This window comes from Corynebacterium mendelii (genome assembly GCF_017307055.1).
GTDB classification, from domain to species: Bacteria; Actinomycetota; Actinomycetes; order Mycobacteriales; family Mycobacteriaceae; genus Corynebacterium; species Corynebacterium mendelii.
This window is the reverse complement of the sequence record NZ_JAFLEQ010000003.1, coordinates 700,101-720,059: the sequence shown is the minus strand read 5'-3', so window position 1 is coordinate 720,059 and position 19,959 is coordinate 700,101. Positions and strand designations below refer to the sequence as shown.

16 protein-coding genes and 1 pseudogene are annotated in these 19,959 nt (G+C 64.8%); 8 read left to right on the top strand and 9 right to left on the bottom strand.

Going from position 1 to position 19,959, the window contains the following annotated elements; all coding sequences use genetic code 11:
- Nucleotides 1-681: alpha/beta hydrolase family protein (locus JZY06_RS12160; RefSeq protein ID WP_330617048.1), on the bottom strand; the 681-nt coding region annotated here is incomplete at its 3' end.
- 276 nt (nt 682-957) lie between these two features.
- On the opposite strand from JZY06_RS12160, the gene secA2 reads away from it, so the two are divergent.
- The 4 genes from secA2 (at nt 958) to JZY06_RS02810 (ending at nt 6,000) form a co-directional block, all read left to right on the top strand.
- Complete coding sequence (gene secA2 / locus JZY06_RS02825) at nt 958-3,273, top strand: accessory Sec system translocase SecA2 (RefSeq protein WP_207118256.1); 2,316 nt, start codon at nt 958-960, stop codon at nt 3,271-3,273.
- A gap of 380 nt (nt 3,274-3,653) precedes the next feature.
- Complete coding sequence (gene odhI / locus JZY06_RS02820; protein WP_207118255.1) at nt 3,654-4,079, top strand: oxoglutarate dehydrogenase inhibitor Odhl; 426 nt, start codon at nt 3,654-3,656, stop codon at nt 4,077-4,079.
- A gap of 289 nt (nt 4,080-4,368) precedes the next feature.
- Nucleotides 4,369-5,097: a transcriptional regulator FtsR gene (gene ftsR / locus JZY06_RS02815; protein ID WP_242516448.1), complete on the top strand. Its 729-nt coding sequence runs from the start codon at nt 4,369-4,371 to the stop codon at nt 5,095-5,097.
- A gap of 405 nt (nt 5,098-5,502) precedes the next feature.
- A complete protein-coding gene (locus JZY06_RS02810) occupies nt 5,503-6,000 on the top strand; it encodes a MerR family transcriptional regulator (RefSeq protein ID WP_207118328.1) in 498 nt (165 codons plus the stop codon).
- A 326-nt stretch (nt 6,001-6,326) separates the two neighbouring features.
- Here JZY06_RS02810 and JZY06_RS02805 read toward each other — a convergent pair whose 3' ends face one another.
- Nucleotides 6,327-7,259, bottom strand: a complete 933-nt coding sequence (locus JZY06_RS02805; protein ID WP_207118254.1) for a hypothetical protein — start codon at nt 7,257-7,259, stop codon at nt 6,327-6,329.
- 301 nt (nt 7,260-7,560) lie between these two features.
- On the opposite strand from JZY06_RS02805, the gene JZY06_RS02800 reads away from it, so the two are divergent.
- The gene (locus JZY06_RS02800) at nt 7,561-8,463 is read left to right on the top strand and encodes a DUF4132 domain-containing protein (protein WP_207118253.1); all 903 of its coding nucleotides are present in this window, start codon (nt 7,561-7,563) and stop codon (nt 8,461-8,463) included.
- Nucleotides 8,464-8,484: 21 nt separating this feature from the next.
- Here JZY06_RS02800 and JZY06_RS02795 read toward each other — a convergent pair whose 3' ends face one another.
- The 5 genes from JZY06_RS02795 to gndA all read right to left on the bottom strand — a co-directional run bounded on the left by JZY06_RS02795 (nt 8,485) and on the right by gndA (nt 15,095).
- Nucleotides 8,485-9,357, bottom strand: a complete 873-nt coding sequence (locus tag JZY06_RS02795) for a 3-methyladenine DNA glycosylase (protein ID WP_207118252.1) — start codon at nt 9,355-9,357, stop codon at nt 8,485-8,487.
- Nucleotides 9,358-9,395: 38 nt separating this feature from the next.
- A complete protein-coding gene (locus JZY06_RS02790; RefSeq protein WP_242516446.1) occupies nt 9,396-10,508 on the bottom strand; it encodes a hemolysin family protein in 1,113 nt (370 codons plus the stop codon).
- Complete coding sequence (locus tag JZY06_RS02785) at nt 10,502-11,878, bottom strand: hemolysin family protein (RefSeq protein WP_207118251.1); 1,377 nt, start codon at nt 11,876-11,878, stop codon at nt 10,502-10,504. Before JZY06_RS02785 ends, JZY06_RS02790 begins: the two co-directional genes overlap by 7 nt.
- 202 nt (nt 11,879-12,080) lie before the next feature.
- Entirely contained in the window at nt 12,081-13,355 is a 1,275-nt protein-coding gene (locus JZY06_RS02780) for a DEAD/DEAH box helicase (protein ID WP_207118326.1), read from the bottom strand.
- A gap of 288 nt (nt 13,356-13,643) precedes the next feature.
- Nucleotides 13,644-15,095 (bottom strand): NADP-dependent phosphogluconate dehydrogenase, encoded by a 1,452-nt coding sequence (gene gndA / locus JZY06_RS02775; RefSeq protein ID WP_207118250.1) that lies wholly within the window; start codon nt 15,093-15,095, stop codon nt 13,644-13,646.
- Between the two features lie 96 nt (nt 15,096-15,191).
- On the opposite strand from gndA, the gene JZY06_RS02770 reads away from it, so the two are divergent.
- Entirely contained in the window at nt 15,192-15,647 is a 456-nt protein-coding gene (locus JZY06_RS02770) for a PaaI family thioesterase (protein WP_207118249.1), read from the top strand.
- Between the two features lie 128 nt (nt 15,648-15,775).
- Here JZY06_RS02770 and JZY06_RS12420 read toward each other — a convergent pair whose 3' ends face one another.
- On the bottom strand, nt 15,776-15,904 hold the full coding sequence (locus JZY06_RS12420; protein WP_255568384.1) for a hypothetical protein: 129 nt from the start codon (nt 15,902-15,904) through the stop codon (nt 15,776-15,778).
- A gap of 277 nt (nt 15,905-16,181) precedes the next feature.
- On the opposite strand from JZY06_RS12420, the gene JZY06_RS02765 reads away from it, so the two are divergent.
- A complete protein-coding gene (locus JZY06_RS02765; protein WP_207118248.1) occupies nt 16,182-18,038 on the top strand; it encodes a hypothetical protein in 1,857 nt (618 codons plus the stop codon).
- Here JZY06_RS02765 and JZY06_RS02760 read toward each other — a convergent pair.
- Entirely contained in the window at nt 18,035-18,853 is an 819-nt protein-coding gene (locus JZY06_RS02760) for a hydroxyethylthiazole kinase (protein ID WP_207118247.1), read from the bottom strand. The genes JZY06_RS02765 and JZY06_RS02760 overlap by 4 nt on opposite strands.
- A gap of 231 nt (nt 18,854-19,084) precedes the next feature.
- Between JZY06_RS02760 and JZY06_RS02755 the strand changes: the two are divergent.
- Nucleotides 19,085-19,657, top strand: a pseudogene (locus JZY06_RS02755) (class I SAM-dependent methyltransferase); the annotation flags it as partial.
- Nucleotides 19,658-19,959 lie beyond the last annotated feature (302 nt).

The following is a 19,959-nucleotide window of genomic DNA, read 5'->3' as shown; positions in this document are numbered from 1 at the left end:
GTCGGCTTTATCCAGTGCCACCAGCGATTTCGGGTAGCGGGCGGTGAGGAAAATATTCTGCGCATTGTCGATGCCGACGGTGGTATCCAGCGGGGAGTGCAGAATCAGCAGCGGTTTGCGCAGTTTCGGGATGTAGGCCTCGGGGTTGATCTCGGCCAGATCCTCCAAAAACGGTTTCGAGATCGTCACATCGCGCCCGCCCAAAGTCAGGGTCACCGCCCCGTTTTCGTCGACTTCACTGATTCGGTCGGCAAAATGCAGCACGGCATGCGCCGGATCGAAGGGCGCGCCAATGGTGGCCACACAGGTCAGCTTCGGCATCCGGGCACCGGCTTTCAGCGCCGCCGCCCCGCCGAGTGAATGGCCGATGAGGATTTTCGGTGCTTCGAAGGTTTCTTCCAGCCAGGAGTAGGCGCTGACCAGATCATCGACGTTCATGGAAAACGAGGTCTGCTCGAATTTGCCCTCCGACTGGCCGAGGCCGGGAAAATCGAAGCGCAGACACGCCACCCCGGCCTCGGCCAGCGTCTTGCACACGCGGCTGGCCGCCGGGGTGAACCGGGAACCGGTGAAACAGTGGGAAAACAGTGCCCACGCGACCGGTTCGCTGTCGGGCATATCGACGGTTCCCGCCAAGTTGAGTCCGGTCGACGACGGGACAGTGACGCTGAAAGAGTGCACCGGTTGCCTTTCGTTGAAATCGTTTGCGACTGTGCTTTGATACCTCCCACTAGGTTAAGCCGACATACCCCCGGGTGGCCAGAGCACTGGTGCGGCACAGCGGAAAGTGCCAGGATGCCGCCGCCCGAAACAACGACAGCTGTCGGGTTGCCGCCGGTGACCGCGGCCCGCGGTGTCGGGCGGCCGCGGCACCGGGCTGTAGAATCACGGGGTGGACCGGCGGGGTGATCCCGCCGGGGAAGAAGACGTAGCGCAAACCGATGGGAGTGGATCGCCGTGGCCGGTTTTGGCTGGTTCTGGAAAGCGATGGGGGGTCAGTCGGGCCGCAGCCAGAAAAAATCCCGGCAGATCGTGGCGAAAGCATCCCAGGCGCAGGAGGAATTGAACCGCCTGTCGGACAAAGAGCTGGCCGACAAAGCCCGGTCGATGGTCAGCGACAAAAAAATCACCGACCCGGCGGGATTTCTGGCCGTGCTGTCGGTGGCCAGCCAACGCACCCTGGGGCTGACCCCTTTTCCCCCGCAGGCGCAGGCCTGTTTGAGGCTTCTGGCCGGTGACGTCATCCACATGGCCACCGGTGAGGGCAAAACCCTGGTCGGCGCGATGGCCGCGACCGGCTACGGTCTGATGGGGCACACGGTTCATGCGATCACCGTCAACGACTATCTGGCGCACCGTGACGCGGAATGGATGCGCCCGCTGGTGGAGTTTTTCGGCCTGTCGGTGGGGGCGATCACCGAGAAAATGACCCCCGGTGAACGCCGGGAGGTCTACGCCCGCGACATTGTCTACGGGCCGGTCAACGAGATCGGCTTTGATGTTCTGCGTGACCAGCTGATCACCCGGCGCGAGGATGCCGTCCAGCACGGCGCCGATGTGGCCATTGTCGACGAAGCCGATTCGGTGCTGGTCGATGAAGCCCTCGTGCCGCTGGTCCTGGCCGGTTCACAACCGGGTAGCGCCCCGCAGGGAAAGATCACCGAGCTGGTGAAAAACCTGCGGCAGGGAACCGATTTCACCACCGATGATGACCGCCGCAATGTGTTTCTCACCGAGCAGGGAGCCGACAAAGTCGAACGCGCCCTGGGCATTGATTCCCTCTACGACGACGAACATGTGGGCACCACCCTGGTGCAGGTCAACCTGGCCCTGCACGCCCAGGAGCTTCTGCTGCGCGATGTCCACTATCTGATCCGCGACGGCAAAGTTGCGTTGATCGACGCCTCCAAGGGGCGGGTTGCTGATCTGCAGCGGTGGCCCGATGGCCTGCAGGCTGCGGTGGAAGCAAAAGAAGGCCTGGCTGTCACCGAGGGTGGCCGGATCCTTGACACCATCACGCTGCAGGCGTTGTTGCACCGTTACCCGACGGTGTGCGGCATGACCGGTACCGCGGTGGAGGCCACCGACCAGCTGGCCCAGTTCTACCAGCTGAAAGTGTCGGTTATCGACCGCAACAAAGAGCTGATCCGTTTCGACGAGGCCGACCGCGTGTATGCGACGATGAAGCAGAAAAACGATGCCATCGTCGATGAAATCCGGCGGGTGCACGCCACCGGGCAGCCGATTCTCGTCGGCACCCAGGATGTTGCCGAGTCGGAGGAATTGGCCGCCAAACTCGCCGAATTCGACATTGAGACCAATGTCCTCAACGCCAAAAACGACTGGGCGGAGGCAGAAATCATCGCCCAGGCCGGGGAATACGGCAAAGTCACCGTCTCCACCCAGATGGCCGGGCGCGGCACCGACATCAAACTCGGCGGGGCCGACGAGCGCGACCACGACCGGGTTGCTGAAGCCGGTGGACTGTTTGTTCTGGGGACCGGCCGCCACCGTTCCTCACGGCTGGACAATCAGCTGCGCGGACGGGCCGGCCGGCAGGGTGATCCCGGCTCCAGCCTGTTTTTCGTGTCCCTGGAAGACGACATGGTCACCACCGGTGGCGCCGGGGAAGACATCACCGCCAACCCGGACCAGTTCGGCATGATCGATTCCAAACGCATCCGCGACTATGTGGAGCACTGCCAGCGGGTCACTGAAGGCCAGCTGCTGGAAATCCACTCCCAGACGTGGAAATACAACAAGCTGATCGCCGACCAGCGCATCATCATCGATGAACGCCGGGGGGAGATTCTCGACACTGACGCCGCACTGGAATCCTTCCGGTCCCGGGTGCCCGGGCGGGTCGAGGAGCTGGAGGCCACCGTCGACCATGGGGTGCTGGTGCAGGCGGCCCGTGACGTGATGCTCTACCACCTCGACAACGGCTGGTCGGATCATCTGGCGCTGCTTGACGATGTCCGGGAATCCATTCACCTGCGGGCCATCGCCCGGGAAACCCCACTGGATGAATACCACCGCATCGCCGTCCACGAGTTCAAGCAGTTGGCCGAACGGGCGATGGAGGAGGCCGTGGACACTTTCACCCGGGTGCGCATCGACAATGACGGCGCGCACCTGGAAGAAGAGGGTCTGGCCCGTCCCTCGGCCACCTGGACCTACATGGTCAATGACAACCCCCTGTCGTCGAACGGCAACAAACTGAAAAAGGCCGTGCGGCTGATGTTCGGCGGAAGCCCGGTGGCCAAGGACTAGTCCCCCCCTGCCGGGGAGGAATACCTTTGTTTTCGCCCTCCCGCCGACGGTGACGGGTGTAGCCGCGACAGGGCATCAGGCGACGGTCCGGCCAAGCTGCCCGGGGCAGGCTCTATTGGCTATGATGGTGCCTACCGCGCACCGGAGGTTTCCGGTGGCGCCGGTTATCGAACACCATGCCCCGGCAGGCGTTCACATCAACCCGGGTGACCGGGTGTGAACCCCGCAGGCGCACATGCCCGCCCCGCTTTTGTTCAGCGGCGCGGGTGAGGCTGTACCTGCTATTACACTTAAAAATACGTACCTAGCTGACAACACCGACGCTGGTCGGATGCGCGCGACCGCACGCGGTGCGCGCTGAGGAAAGGAATGACACGCCCATGAGCGAGAACACCGGCTACCCCGAGGCCCAGGCCGAAACAACCTCGGTTTTCCGGGCCGATCTGCTCAAGGAGATGGAATCGGGTGCAGGTAGCCAGGTTCCCTCCTCGGAGAACACTAAAATTCCCGCCGGATCCGCTCTCCTGGTCGTCAAACGCGGCCCCAATGCCGGGGCTCGTTTCCTCCTCGATCAGCCAACCACCGCCGCCGGGCGTCACCCGGAGTCGGATATTTTCCTCGATGATGTGACAGTCTCGCGCAGACACGCGGAATTCCGCATCAACGACGGTGAATTCACCGTGGTCGATCTGGGCAGCCTCAACGGCACCTACGTCAACCGTGAGCCGAAAGACTCCGAGGTTCTCCACGATGGTGACGAAATCCAGATCGGCAAGTTCCGTCTCGCCTTCATTTTGGGCAAGTAACCCCGCTTTCCGCCGCGTAAGCCGCAGCCCGGGACAGGGTTTCCGCCACCCATGGGGGGACGGGACAAAAATCCGGCTCCGGCTGCCTGCGCCGGACGGTAGTATTTCTTCCATTGCCCACAGCGGCTGTGACGTGTGTGCAACCGGTACAACCACCGGTTGCACAGACGACGGGCCGGTGTGGGGCAACCACAGCCCCCGATGCCCGGTTCATTGCCGGCAAGCAGGTTTCCGCGCCGCCCCTTCCGGGTGGTGCGGGCCTGACAGACTCTTTATTTCCGCAAGGTGAATGCCGTTGAACGCCGTACCCAAGCAGTTGTCCGCGAAAGCGGTGCCGAGTCAGAAAACCATGAACATCGGTGCCGTGCTCGAGCGACTCCAGCCGGAGTTTCCCGATCTGACGGTCTCACGCATCCGCTACTACGAGACGGAAGGCCTCATCAGCCCGCGGCGCACCGACAGCCGCTACCGGCGTTTCACCGAAGCCGACATTGAACGTGTCCGCTACATCCTGGTCAATCAGCGCGACAATTATCTGCCGCTGAAAGTGATCAAGGAACAGCTTGACGCCATGGATGACGGAACCGTCACCGCGATCATGGGTGCCAGCGGATCGAGCCACGCCCTGATCAGCCCGCAGGATTTCAAATCCGGGGAAGCGGTGCGTCTGACCGATGCCGATGTCGCCCAGCGGGCCGGTGTGGACCGTGAGTTCGTCTCCAGCCTGGTGGCGGAAAAAATCATCAGCCCCGACACCACGGGACTGTTCACCGCCGACGATGCGGTTATCGCCTCCACCGCGCAGGCGCTGGCCCAATTCGGACTGGATGTCCGCCACGTCAAACAGCTCAAGCATGCCGCCGACCGGCAGAGCGCCCTGATCTCCCAGGTGGCGACCCGCCGGGCGGCCAAACACAAAGAAGATGCCGCCTTGCATGCCGAAGATCTGTCCATGCAGCTGTCCTCGCTGGTGGTGTCGCTGCATGCCGCATTCGTCAAAAACGGTCTGCGCGACTGACGTCTCGGCGCACAACAGCCTGCACAGCAGCGTGGACCAGGGGCAGCCGGACAGGCTGCCCCTGCTTTTTTGCCGTCACCGCCCCGGGACCTCATGGGGGTAGTTATACCCCTTCGGGAATCTGTGAAAGATGGGGTTTGTGTGACTGAAGATGACAACGTGAGTATTTACACCTACACTTCTCTACAGAAGTCAAGGGTGAGGACTTTAAGGCCTTCCGCACCGCAGGAGGGCTGTCGCGTTAGCGCCACAGTCGAATAGGATCCACCTGGTAGAAAAAGAACCATAACCGGTGTATCCGCGTCCGTGGCAAGCGGCGAGCGTTCACCCTTACAATTACGTGCAAGCGCCAAGGAGTTCACCGTGTCCGAAGAAGATCGCCCCGTCCAGGAGTCATTGTTTGATATGGGGCCCGACGAGGAAGTCGGCTACCGTGTCCCGATCGCCTGCCAGGTGGCGGGCATCACCTACCGTCAGCTCGACTACTGGGCGCGCACCAAACTGGTGGTGCCGTCGATTCGCTCCGCCCGCGGCTCAGGTACGCAGAGGCTGTATTCCTTCAAAGACATTCTGGTCCTCAAGATTGTCAAGGGTCTGCTGGACACCGGTATTTCCCTGCAGAATATCCGCCTGGCCGTGGAAACACTCAAGGATCTGGGTATCGACGACTTCGCCCAACTGACCCTCGTGTCCGACGGCACGAGCGTGTTCGAGTGCCGCTCCAGCGATGAAGTCATTGACCTGTTGTCCGGTGGACAGGGCGTGTTCGGCATCGCCATCCCGGGCATTATGAAGGAACTGACCGGCACCATCGAGTCCTTCCCCTCCGAGAAGCTCGATGACGCCCCGCAGACCGCCCGCGACGAGCTGGCCGAACGCCGCAAGGCCCGCAAGGTTTCCTAGTCTTTGTCCCGGCCGCCGGCGCTTGGGTCGGGTGAGCGGGTGCCCTCAACCGTTTCCTGATGCCAGGTGCCCGCTTGTGGGCTGGTGAACTCACCTGTACTTCAGCCATATCCGCATGATGCGGGTATGGCTTTGGTGCGTCGTGGGGCACCCACCTATAACACACGGGCCGCCGTGCCGGTGAGGGGCTTGGTGTCTGCTGATGGCACGAATGGGTGTTGGTCACACAACAATCGTGACAACGGTGGTCTGCATGGTTGTTCGGCCAGCGGGGCAGCGGGGGGCCGCTGGGATGGGTGATGAAAAGGGCCGGCCCGACGGTTTTTTTAAGGGGTGACAGCGGATTCGGCAGGCGGTGGGGCCGGTTGCGCCGGGGCATTGTCCGGCGGTTGGGGCTGCCCGGTGGCTGTTGTTGCTGCCGTGACGGCTGCCGCATCAGCAAGAAGCCCGGTATCGATACCGTGGTCCAGGCTTTGGTCGACATGCTCGGCGATAAAAGAAACAAAGGCCATGCCGGCCTGTTGCTGCCGGGCGTTCACCGTCGGCGATTGCGTCAGCGGAACAACATAGAAGGGGAGTATTGCTGCAGGTTCAGGACGGGTGAACCGGTAGCCTTCCGGAACTTCTTTTTCAGCCATGGCCACCAGCGGCCTTTTGAGGGTTGTGGCGCGCGCCAGGGTCAACTCGTTGTTGTCTTTGATCCAGCGCACCGCTGCGGCGCTGTCCCCGCCGGCCAACCGGAGGGCAGCCACCGCCCGTTCCTCCGCAACCGGCAGGGCGGGCAGTGCCACACCGTGGCCTGCCAGGTCGGTCCAGCTGTCGCCGGAAATCCTGAGCATCGGAAGGTGGGCCACACCGACATCCCTGGTGTAGGCCACAGGCCAGGTGTCACCGGAAGGGGCGAGTTTCAGATCAATGATCCGGTCGGCGACAAGATCACGGGAGCCGGGGGCGATGATCACCGATGCCCGGTTGACATCGGCGGTGGTCATGGTGCGTACGCAGTAGCCGTCGACAATCGGCCGGGTCTTGTCGAAGGCGGTGAGCAGCTCGGCAAGCTCCGGGGTGAGGGTGCCGGCCACAGTGAGCATGACCTGCCGGCCCTTGCAGGGGTCGACCGTGTCGTGGGCGCGGGTTGCCGCATCACGCTGCACAGTCCACAACCACACCATGCAGGCCACCAGAGTGACCACCAGCGCAATGACAATCGGGCCGGCGGCCACTTTGAAGGTGAACTGGCCGTTGGTGTGGCGGGCCATGGTGCGGGTGCCTCAATTCTTCTGCGCGTTCCACCGGCCGGGGGTAGTCCGGTCGCTGGCTGATGGACCACCCAAGTCTATGTTGCCGGCGCAGTGCGGCCGGTGTTACCCGCCCGTGTGTCGTGATGTTCGCCACGGCGCCCCGCCGTTTATCCAGATGACACCGGGTGGACAGATCATTGTTACTGCCCGGACACACAATGTTCGCTACAAATGGTGGGGGACAGACCCGGCCGCAGTCTTGTCACCGCACGGCTTTGTTATCCGAAAAAAGGAACTTTAAGGAGCAACGCGCAGCACCATGACCGCCCAGACACGATGGATTGATGACGGCCCGTACAGCTTCGCCTTCAACGGCCTGGGCGGGGTGATGTGCCGGGACAACAAGACAGAGCAGTTGTTCACCGACATTCCCGAAGACGCCCGGGGCTTACCGGTGTATCGGTCGATGGTGAAAGCCGCGGCCGCGGTCAATGAAATCCAGAACCCGGATGCGGCCCTGAGCACACTGCCGCCGGAGGTCAACCGCACCATCCGGGTGTGGATGACAGGGGATGCCCCGCAGACCGCCGGCTGGTTGCGCAGCAGATGGCAGGATCCGCTGTGGCGGGAGGCCCTGGAGAACCTGGTCGTTCAGGCCGGCGGAAAGAAAGGTTTTCTCACCGGGTTTGAGGGGGAGAAGATTCTGCTCACACGGCGCAAGGGCCGGGTGCGTTCGATCCGGGTGGCCGACGGGGATCCGGTGGTGCTGTTTCATCCGCTGCAATTGAAAAAATGCCGCACCTGGGCTGATGCGCGCGACAAACTGGGGCTGGTTCAGCGTTTCCGGCAGCTGGACCGTCCGGTGTTCCACCAACCGGAAAGCATTGCCGCCATGGAACGGAAACTGGCCGCCCATGCAGGCGGCCGGTGGTACCGGCACGGGCCGGATTCCCGGCTGGATGCATTGTGCGCCGCCGAGGGCATGACCATTGACGGCACCTCCATCACCGCCGCCTATCCGACCGAGAACGGGGAGGTGGTCTACCACATCGACTGTGCCGAACAGTCCCGCGGGGAGATGACCACCATGTGGTTCTACTTCACCGACGGCGATGGTCAGGCAGTGGGGGAAATCCCCCATCCGGTGTATTCCGAGTCGTTGCGCACCGCCATGATCCTGAAAGAAAAAGCCGACGAAAAAGTTCAGGCCGTCAGGTTTTAGGCCGTCGGCGGGCCGATGCTGTCACATCACGGCCTCAACAATGCCGAGCAACCGGCTGCGCAGTGGGGCTGCCCGCTGCGCCAGTTCGCGCTGCCGGTTCACGTACTGGCGTTTTCCTTCCGCCGTTTCCACCGCAACCACCCCGAAACCCAGCTCCCGGCAGTCGTAGGGGGAGGCCTCCATGTCCAGAACCCGGGCGTCTTTGGCCAGCTCGAAGCAGTCGAGAAGCAGTTCCCCGTCGACCAGGGGACCCATTTTTTTGGCCCATTTGAATAAGTCCATCGTCGCGTGCAGGCAGCCGCACTGCTCGAATTCCGGTTGGCTGTCCCGGGTGATGACATGCAGGTTCAGTGGCTTGGCCGGTGGGGTGAAAAACCGGTAGGCGTCGATGTGGGTGCATTTGAGATCATGGCTGTCGACCACCGCATCGGTTCCTTCCTGCCCCAGCCGCAGGGGCAGCGGATGCCGGTGGGTTTTTTGCCGGTAAACCATCGCCCATTCATGCAGCCCGAAACAGTTGAAGTGCGCCGGATTGTCGACGGTTGCGGCCAGCAGCCTGCCGATGGCGGCAAGTTCGCTCCCGTGGCGCCGGCGTTCCCCGTCCCGGTCGACAGCCACCGCCGGGGTGCCGTCGACGGTGACGGTGGTGTAGCCCTTCCACTTTTTGTGCGGCGGCTCGCCTTCCAAACCCCGGTCCACGCCGGGATGCCAGTTGGCCAGTTTCGCCGGGGAGACCATGTAGTAGTCGAAGAGGAAATCCCACACCGGGTGTTTCTGGCCGCGGCTTCGCCGGGTGATGTGGTCGCCGACAAGCAGCCTGGTGCGGTCGGCGTGGTCGTTTGCCAGGCGGCGCCACACCGGCGCCGGCAGGAGTGTGGGTGGGCGGGAAGACATGGGGTGGAACGGTAACTGTCGTGGCTTGTCAGGCCCGGCTAGCCGGTCGGGCGGGTGGTGTCGGTGGTGGTCTGTGCGGGGGATGAATCCTGCTGTTCGTGGGTCCAGTCGCGGACGGTGCCGACGAATTCCTCGATCAGATCCTCCAGGGTGACAATGCCGGTGACCTGGCCGTGGTCGATGACCTGGGCCATGTGGGCGGACTGGCGGCGCATCAGCCGCATGGTGTCATCCAGTGTGCCGGAGGCATCGACACTGATCAGGGTGCGCAGCTGGGCGGATGGAATGTGCTCGTTGAGGCTGGAATCGGCTGACACCATCCGCCCCAGAATGTCTTTGACGTGGATGTAGCCGATGTAGGTGCCGTCTGAACCGGTGACCGGGAAACGGGAGAACCCGGTCTCACCGACGGTGTCCTCCAGTTCCAGCAGGGTGGGGCCTTTGTCGCCGAAGGGCAGGGTGATGACTTTGTGCCGCGGAATCAGCACCTCGGTGACCAGCCGGTGATCCGATTTCAGGGCTTTGTTCAGCCGTACGGTTTCTTCCGCATCCAGCAGGCCTTCGCTGCGGGATTCGGTGATCATCGAGGCCAGCTGTTCCGGGTCGACGGAGGAATCGAGTTCATCTTTTTGCTCGATGCCGAACAGTTTCAGGGTCCACCCGGCGATGGCGTTCATTGCCACGATCAGCGGCCGGGTGATTTTCACGAACCACTGGTGGGCGGGAACCAGCGCCATGGCCACGGTTTCCGGGCCTGCCAGAGCAATGTTTTTCGGCACCATCTCACCGATGATGATGTGCAGCATGGTGACAATCAGCAGGGCGATGGCGAAGGAAACCGGGTGCAGCAGATGGCCGGGCAGGCCCAGCGCGTGGAAGGGATCCTCGATCAGGTGGGCGATGGCCGGTTCGCCGACTTTACCGAGAAACAGGCTGGCGATGGTGATGCCGAACTGCGCGCCGGCCAGCTGTTCGGACAGATGCTCGGTGGCTTTCAGGACCGCTTTGGCCCGCCGGTCGCCGCCGGCGACCAGCGAATCGAGTCGGTCACGGCGCGAGGAGATGAGGGAGAATTCGGCGCCGACGAAAAAAGCGTTGACACCCAGCAGCACGATCGAGGCGACGACCGCGAATATTTCGTGGCTCAGCAACTGTAGTCCTCGGCTTCCTCATTGGTGATCGGGGTCAGATACGCCCGGTCGATGCGGCGGTGGTCCATGACGGTGACCCGGGCTATCCAGCGGCCACGCACCCCGGATTCGAATTCGTCCATGAAATCGTGCTCGGTCTGCGGCAGCAGCACCGTATCGCCGACACAAGGAATCCGGCCCAGCTGGCTCATGATCAGCCCGCCGAGAGTCTCATAGGGGCCTTCGGGCACATAGCAGCCGGTTTTGTCGGGCAGCTCGTCGATGCGCACCAGCCCGGAGCAGTCCCAGCTGGCCCCGGAGGCGATGAAATCCCGGTCGGTTTCCGCGTCGTCGTGTTCGTCGTAGACGGGACCCAGAATCTCTTCCACCACATCCTCGATGGTCACAATCCCGGAGGTGCCGCCGTACTCGTCGGCCACCAGCACCACCTGTGAGCCGGCCGAGCGCACCGCATTGAGTACCGCATCCCCGTCCAAGGTGTCGGGCACCACCGGTATGGGGCGTGCCAGGGTGGCCACCCGGGTGGTCGTGCGCTCCGATTTCGCCACCGGGAAAGCATCTTTGACGTGCACGACACCGACAGTGTTGTCCAGGTCGCCGTCGATGACCGGGAAACGGGAATGCCCGGTGTCCAACGCCAGTTTCAGCAAATCCGCGACCGTGTCATCGATATCGAGGGCTTCGATGGTTGACCGCGGGGTCATGACGTCTTCGGCGGTGGCTTCCCCGAATTTCAGCGACTTGTCGAGCATGACCGCTTTCGCCTGTTCCATGGAGCCGTGTTTGGCGGAGTTTCTCACCAACGCGCCCAGCTCCTGCGGGGAGCGGGCGGAGGCCAGTTCATCTGCTGGTTCGATACCCATTTTGCGCACCAGCGTGTTGGCCATCGCGTTGAGCATCCTGATAAACGGGGTGAATATCCGGTTGAACCAGATCACCGGGCGCACCGTGATGCGGGCGGCACGCATCGGGTCGGTGATCGCCATGTTTTTCGGCACCAGCTCCCCGTAGACCATCGACAAAAACGTGGCGATGAGCATCGCCAGGATCAGCGCGATCGGCCGTGCCGCCTCATCGGACAGACCGACAAACTCCAGCAGCGGGTCGATGTAGGTGGCCAGCACCGGTTCGGCCAGATAGCCGGTGGCAAGGGTGGTCAAGGTGATGCCCAGCTGCGCCCCGGACAGCTCGAAGGAGAGGTTGGAGTGCGCCTTTTTGATCGCCACCGAGGTGGCGTCTTTGCGGGTGGCGGCGGCGTGGTCTATCTGGGAACGTTCCAGTCCGGTGAGCGCGAATTCGATGGCAACGAAAAAACCGGTGCCGATCGTCAGCGCCACAAATCCCGCGAGCGCGAGAAGCGAAACAATCATGGGTGGTGTTACTTAAAGTTAAACGGATCGGTGAGGTGCCGCGGCCCCGGCCGCCGGTGGCCGCCGGCATCGGGGATGGGGCGGCACCCGGGTGGGGCCAGCAGGTCAAGAAAAACAAAAAGGGTGGTAGGCCCGGCAGGCCGCGGCCGGCCGGGACATCCCGGCGGCGTGTGCGGCCCACAGACTACCACCCCTGGCCGATCTAGCTGCGGCCCCGGCCGCGGCGCCCGCCGGAACGGTTCGCCCCGCCCTGGCCGCGGCCGGATCCGCCGCGCTGCCCCTGGCGGGGTCTGCGGCGTTTCGGCTGGGAGCCGGGCGGCGGGCCGACGGCCGCGCCGGTGGGTTTGCGGGCGCCGGTGATCGCCGCCAGCTTCGGATCCGCCGGATCGGTGACAGGAAGCTCCGTGGCGGTGACGCCGGCTTTGCGGAAGAGTTTGTCCACATCGTCGCGCTGCTCGTCGGTGACCAGGGTGACCACGGTGCCGGCGGCCCCGCCGCGGGCGGTGCGGCCCGCCCGGTGCAGATAGGCTTTGTGCTCGACCGGCGGGTCGACGTGGACGACCAGGGACACATCGGCGATGTCGATGCCGCGGGCGGCAATGTCGGTGGCCACCAGCACAGTGGTGGAACCGTCCTTGAAACCACCGAGCGCATTCTGCCGGGTGGTCTGGCCTTTATCGCCGTGGATCCCCAACGCCTCGATACCGACGCGGCGCAGTTTTTTCACCTGCCGGTCAACGGCGTGGCGGGTGCGCATGAACATGATGGTCCGGCCCTCCCGCGCCCCGATCCACTGGCTGACGGTGGTGCGGTTGTCCCGGTCACCGACCAGCAGCCGGTAGTGGGTCATGGTGTCCACACCACCTTCCACCGGGGCGGTGGAATGGGTGACCGGACGCTTCAAATACCGCTTGACCAGGGTTTGCACCTCGCCGTCCAGGGTGGCGGAAAACAGCATCCGCTGGCCGGCGGGGGTGAGATCCATCAGCTTGGTGACCTGGGGAAGGAAACCCATGTCCGCCATCTGGTCGGCTTCGTCGACCGCGGTGATCTCCACCCGGTCGAAATGCAGGTAGCCCTGGTTGACCAGATCCTGGGCGCGGCCCGGGGTGGCCACCAGCACATCAACCGGTGCGGCCAGGGCGGTGATATTGCGTTTGATGTTCACCCCGCCAACCACGTCAATGACCCGCAGCCCCAGGGCCGCGGCCGGCTCGGCCAGACGCTCGGCTACCTGGGTGGCGAGTTCCCGGGTGGGTTCCAGCACCAGCCCGCGCGGGTGGCCGGGAACAGACGCCCCGCCCTCCGCCAGGCGCTGCAGCATCGGCAGACCGAAGGTGAAGGTTTTGCCCGAGCCGGTGGGACCCCGGCCGAGAATGTCTTTGCCCGCCAACCCGTCGGGGATGGCTGCAGCCTGGATGGGAAACGGTTCGGTGATACCCTGCCGGGCCAATTCACCGACAAGTTCCGGGCACAAACCGGTGTCGGCGAAACTGACGGACCCGGTCCCGGCCCCAGCCCCGGCCGCGGCAGGGGTGGTGGCGGGTTTGGCGGCGTTGCTTCCGCTTGCCGGCTTGGCCGTGGCTTGTGCGGGGCGTTTTTTCTTCGCCCCGCGGCGCTGCTCGTCGGCTGCGGCACCATCGGTTGCCGCCCCGGCGGGGCGGCCGGCCCGCCGGCGGTTGCTGCGGCGGCGCTGGCCGGCCTCCGGATCGAAGTTGGGGCGGGAGGAGTCTTCGGGGCGGCGTCGTCGGCCGCGGGGAGTCACTTAAGCCTCGACTTCGCGGCGGTCGTCGTTCCACAGGGTGTGGAAGGAGCCGTCTTTGTCGGTGCGGCGGTAGGTGTGGGCGCCGAAGTAGTCGCGCTGCCCCTGGATCAGGCAGGCCGGCAGCCGTTCGGCGCGCAGCCCGTCGTAGTAGCTCAACGAGGAGGCGAACACCGGGATCGGCAGACCCATGCGGGTGGCGGTGACCACCACGCGGCGCCAGGAGTCGACCAGCTCGGTCATCTCACCGTTGAAGTAGGGATCCAGCAGCAGGGAAGCCAGCCCCGGATCGGAGTCGTAGGCTTCGGTGATGCGGTTGAGGAAGGTGGCCCGGATAATGCAGCCGCCGCGCCAGATGGTGGCCAAATCCCGCGGGTCAACATTCCAGCCGTATTCTTCCGACCCGGCTTTGATCTCGTCGAAGCCCTGGGCGTAGGCCACCAGTTTCGACGCGTACAGCGCCCGGCGGACATCTTCGATGAAACGGTCCTTGTCGGAGTTGATGACCTCACCGGGCAGGGTGCCGGCGGGAAGGTTGCCGACAGTGGCCCGGCGCTGCGCCAGATCGCCGGACAGCGCCCGGGCGAAGACGGCCTCGCCGATACCGGTGACCGGGATACCCAAATCGAGGGCGGCTTTGACCGTCCAGCGGCCGGTGCCTTTCTGGCCTGCGGCATCAACGATGACATCGACCAGCGGTTTGCCGGTGGCGGCGTCTTTTTGCGCCAGTACCTCGGCGGTGATTTCGACCAGGTAGGAGTTCAGGTCACCGGTGTTCCACTTTTTGAACACCCGGGCGATGGCGTCCGGCTCCATGCCGGCGGCGTAGCGCAGCAGATGGTAGGCCTCGCCGATGACCTGCATGTCGGCGTACTCGATACCGTTGTGCACCATTTTCACGAAATGTCCCGCCCCGTCGGGGCCGATGTGGGTGCAGCAGGGGGTGCCGTCGACGACAGCTGCGATCGACTCCAGCAGCGGGCCGACATGTTTGTAGGATTCGGCCGGGCCGCCGGGCATGATCGCCGGGCCGTTGAGCGCGCCTTCCTCACCGCCGGAGATACCGGCACCGACAAAGTGCAGGCCGCGGGCGGCCATGGCTTTTTCCCGCCGGATGGTGTCGGTGTAGAGGGAATTGCCGCCGTCGATGATGATGTCGCCGTCGTCCATACGGTCGGCCAGCTGCTCGATGACCGCATCGGTGGCCGCGCCCGCCTGCACCATGATCAGGGCGCGCCGCGGCCGCTCAAGGCTGGCGACGAACTCGTCGATGGTCTGGGCCGGGAGGAATTCACCCTCGTGGCCGTGGTCGGCGATGAGGGCCTCTGTTTTACCGTGGGAACGGTTGAAGACGGCGACCCTGTGGCCGTGGTGTGCGAGGTTGCGGGCGATGTTGGAACCCATCACAGCCAGACCGACGACACCGATGTGCGCTAACGAACCATGTGTACTCATGGCTTTGATAGTACGTGCCCTGCCCCGGCGGGCGGCACAACTGTCCGGTTGTCGCCGGTATGGCGGGGAAAGCGGAGGTCTAATACCCTGAGGGTTATGGACAGCGACACGAAGTTGTGGACCTTTCTCGCCCGCGCGCACAACCAGGCGTTGAGCGCCGCCGAGCGGGCGGAACTCAACGGGCTTCTCACCGGATTGGATGCGGCGCTGGGAACCACCGTCACCCACCTGGGGCCGAACCAGGTGGAGATGAGTCTTACCGTCACCGGCGACCACCTGCAGCCGCGGGGGTGTGTTCACGGCGGGGTGTTCGCCAGCCTGGTCGAAACCGCCGGATCACTGATGGCCTGCGTCGCCACCGGAAAGAAGGTGGTGGGAACCACCAATTCCACCCAGTTGCTCAAACCGGTGCGGGAGGGGCAGCTGCATGTCACCGCCACCCCGGTGCACACCGGCCGCACCACCCAGCTGGTGGAGGTCACCATCACCGACGGCTCGGACAGTTTCCTGGCCGTCGGCCAGCTGCGTACTCTTGCGGCCCCCGAGCGCTGAGCGCGGGCGGACCCGCAGCACCAGGCAACCACCACACCCGCCCGGGACACACGGCGGGCCGTCGGCGGGCGGGTGGTGTCACCTGCCGCAAGCCCCGAACGGGGGTGGTGGTTGGGGTGGTGACGCTGCTACTGGCAGTCGTCGGCGGCGGTATCGGTGTCTTCCGGTTTCCCGCGGTTGTTTTTCTCCGCCAGTGCTTTGAGTTTCGCGACCTGGGCGGCCACCGGATCCTCATCATCCATGATTTTTTCCAGCATGCTTGGGTCCTGGTCCTTTCCGGCTGGTGGTGCCGCCGGTGAGCCGGCGGGGTGGGCTGTGTGCCCTTTGCCCCAGGCTACCCGCCCGACGGTCGGCCGCGACAAGGGCGCACACGCTGCTGTCACCCATCCACCAAGCGGCGTCGCTGACCGGCTCCTGCGGTAGCCTGTGGTGATCGTCCCGGCCGGACAACACCCCGCCGGGACACAGCACATCACCACAGACCCACCTGTGTGTGGTGGGGCAAGCAACCGGGAAAGGCGGGGCGAGCAGATGATGGCGGGCGGATATTTTTCACGGTTTTTCCGCACCGGCCGGCCCACAGCCGATGGGTCGGCCAACGATGCCCGGCAGCTGGAAAAAACAGTGCACGCAACGTTCGCCGATGGTGCCGCCCGCCGGGATGAACAACTGTGGCTCGCGCTTTACCAGCGGGCGCGCGCGGTCTGCGGACCCGGATCGGTGGGGTGCACCAACGCTGCCGCCGGTGTGTGCCGGGCGCTGGCACTGGCCGGGAAACCGGACAAGGCCGTGCAGGTGGCCGACGAGGCACTGCGGGCGCGGAAAGAAAATTTCGGCCGGGCCGATACGAGTGTGGTGGTCCTGGCAGGGCTGAAACTTCAGGCGGTGACCGATCTGGGGGATCCGCAGGCGGAGCTGGACACGTGCGCGGACATCCTGCCTCTGTATCTGGAATCGGCCGGGTACACGCCACCCGGCGACACACCAGCCCGCCCCGCCCATGACAGCCTGGTGCGTCTTGCCGGACTCATCGAGCACTATCTGGCTGTTATTTCCCGCCACGGTGATGCCGGCTGCGACCGGGTGCGGGAGGATCTTGCGGCCGTGGCCGCAGCTGTCACCGCCGACTGTGATCCGACGGATCCGGCCACGGGTATCCGCCTGCGGCACGCTGTGGCGCTGTTTCGCGATGGAGAACCCTCCCCGGCCCGCGCTGCCGGTGAGCTGGCGCTGGTGATCGATGAGTGCGGCCCCGGCGCGCTGGCCGGTACAGATGATGCCCGGGCGGTCGCCGGGATGATTCGGCGGCTGTGCGAAACCGACAGCCGCACCGGCCGGTGCACCGATGAAGTCACCGCCGTCGCCGGGCACGTCCTTGACATGGTGCTGGCCCACCACCAGCCGGCCTCGTCGGTGGCGCTGGATATCCGGCTGGCCCTGCTGGAGCGGCAGGCGGCTACCGGGCACGACGATGATGGTGACGCAGCCCTTGCCGGGTGGGCGGAAATTGATGAGGAGTTGGGGCAGCTCCGGGGTGCTGAGACCGGGTGGATGGTCTTCGACGACAAGGCCGGTCCCGTGGTGGCCGCGGAAACCATAGCCGCGCTGCACTGCCGGGTGCGTCTGTCGATCGCCCGGGTATTGGCGTCACGCCACGACTTCCAGGCCGTGCTGCCCTGGATTGCCGCGGCCGACGCTGAGCAGGGTGTGCTTACCGGTGCCGACCGGATCCGTGTCAGCCGGGAAATCCGGGATCTGCTGCTGTCAGCCACCGATTCCCGGCTTGTCGCCCGGGGCCTGCGGCAGGCCGATACAGTCGCGGCGCACACCGGGCGGATATCCGACAGGTGGATTTTCGCCACCGCGTTGATGTCGACCAGGCACTACGGCCGGGCGACACAGGAGCTTCAGGCCCTGCTGGCCGACGACAGCCGGGAGCTTGACCCCCGGATACGGCTGGCCGCCGAATCGAACCTGGTGGTGTGCCTGATGAACCTGGGGCACACCGAGCAGGCGGTCGACGGATGCTACCGGCTCATTGACCGGATGCTCGCCGACCCGGACACGGCGGTGGACCAGCAGGTGACGGTGCGCACCAATCTGGCTGTGTGCCTGTCGAAGCTGGGGCGTTTCACCGATGCGGCCGGTGTGCTCGATGCTCTGATCGCCGAACTGCGGGGGCACAAGGCCACCGAGCCTGCCGCAGTCATCGAACTGCGGCGGCTGCGGGCCAATGTGGATGCCGCGACCGGCAACCGCCCGGCCGCGGTCTACCGGCTGCAGGACTGCCTGTCGGATGCCCTGGCGCTGCCGGGGGACGCAGGGGCGGGGCTGGCGGCAACAATCCGGGCCGATCTGGCCGGACTGACCGGACCCGGGGCAGCCGACTAGTCCTCGTCGGCGAAACCGACGGTGGCCCACACCGCGTCAGCGGCCTGCCGGTAGATCCCGTCGATGAAATGCGCCCCGAAAGTTCCCGGCCCGGAGGCTTTCTTGGCGGCGAACATGCCCGCCGCACCGACATGGGCGTGGGCGGCAACCACCGCATCATGGGCACTGACCGGGCAATCTTTGGCCGCGCCGAGATAGGCGGCGGTGACAGCCGACAGGGAAGAACCCATCCCGGCCAGCTGGGTCTGCATGATGTGCCCGCAGGTCAGCCGGGTCACCCGCCCGTCGGGGGAGACAATCGCATCCTTGTCGCCGGAGACCGCCACCACCGCACCGGTGGTGTCGGCCAGTGTTTTCGCAGCCGGGATCACCTCATCGACCCGGCCCAGATTGTGTGCCGCCCAGCCGACATCCGTGCCGCCGGTCAACACCGTGATTTCCCGGACATTGCCGCGGATGCAGGTGGGGTGCTGGCCGCACAGGCGGCGGGCGAACTGCGTGCGGTAGTCCAGCCGTCCGATCGCCACCGGGTCGAGCACCCACGGGGTGCCCGCCGTGTTGGCGGTATCCACCGCCAGTTCAATCGCCCGGAAAGCCTCCTTGGACAGGTTCGCCGTGTTGATGTGGATGCCGTCGGCGAAACCGGCCAGCTGGCCCGCCTCGTCCGGGTTGTCGCACAGGGCGGGGGTGACCCCGGCGGCGCGCAACACATTGGCCACGATTTCCGGGGAGTTGGTGACAGTCAGGCACTGCACCATGATGTTTTTGCCGTTGAAGGCGGCGAAAGCTTCATACAGATTGGTCTTGAAGTCCATGTGACACGACTCTTTTCAGGTGGGTGCTGTGTGGGACAGACCCGCAGCTGACGCCCCTGTCCCGCCCGCCGGGCGGGGAAAGACGGTGTTCCCCGGGGAGGGGAAGAACAGACAGTGTGACGCGTTGCCGGCCTGTGAGATACAAAAATAGTCGCGGCAAGGCTGTGGCGGGGGTCAATTTCTACACCCGCCTGTGGCATGGCGGAAGCTCCGCCGTCTAGTTTTGACACCATGCCCACCTGGAAACAAATACTGGCCAACAATCCCGACCACTCCGAAAACTATGCCGCCCGCTGGCGGGGTTTTGTCGAGGAGGGACGCGACATCGACGGTGAAGCCCGGCTCATCGATGCGATGGCCAAGCGGGGTTCACGGATTTTCGACGCCGGGTGCGGTACCGGACGTATCGGCGGCTACCTGGCCGCCAGAGGGCATCATGTGTGCGGCACTGATCTGGATCCGGTACTGATCGGGTACGCGGAAAAAGACTTCCCCCAAGCCAGTTGGGCCACCGGTGATCTGACCGAGGGGGACCGCCCCGAGGGGCTTTTCGACATCACCGTCTGCGCCGGCAACGTCTTCTGGTTCATCGCCCCCGAGGGACGGGTCCCGGCACTGGAAACCATCCGCCGGTCACTGGCCCCCGGTGGCCGGGCGGCCATCGCCTTCGGCGCCGGGCGCGGATACCACTTCGCCCAGTTTTTCGCCGACTGCCGCACAGCCGGACTGGCGCCCGTCCACACCTTCGAAAGCTGGGACCTGGAGCCTTTCACCGAAGCCTCCGACTACCTGGTTGCGATCATGCGGGCTGCCGATGACAGCGATAACGCCCCGGTAGACGGGAAAGAACACGCCACCGGACCCACCACACCCACCGGGGTGCACCCCATGGATCTGTCGGGGCTGACAGTTGCCCCGGTCAAGGCTGACCTGCCCGGCGAAGGTGGCTGCAAGTCGCGGCGCCCCGGGAACGGTCACGCCACCTCCTAGTCACCCCCGCAGTCAAGTTGTAGGTACTGACTTTTGTGCTGTCAGGGGTGTGTGGCCCACCCAGACGGTGGAAAAGCACGGCAGGGTGAAGCGTGAGGTGCCATCACGGCGTTATC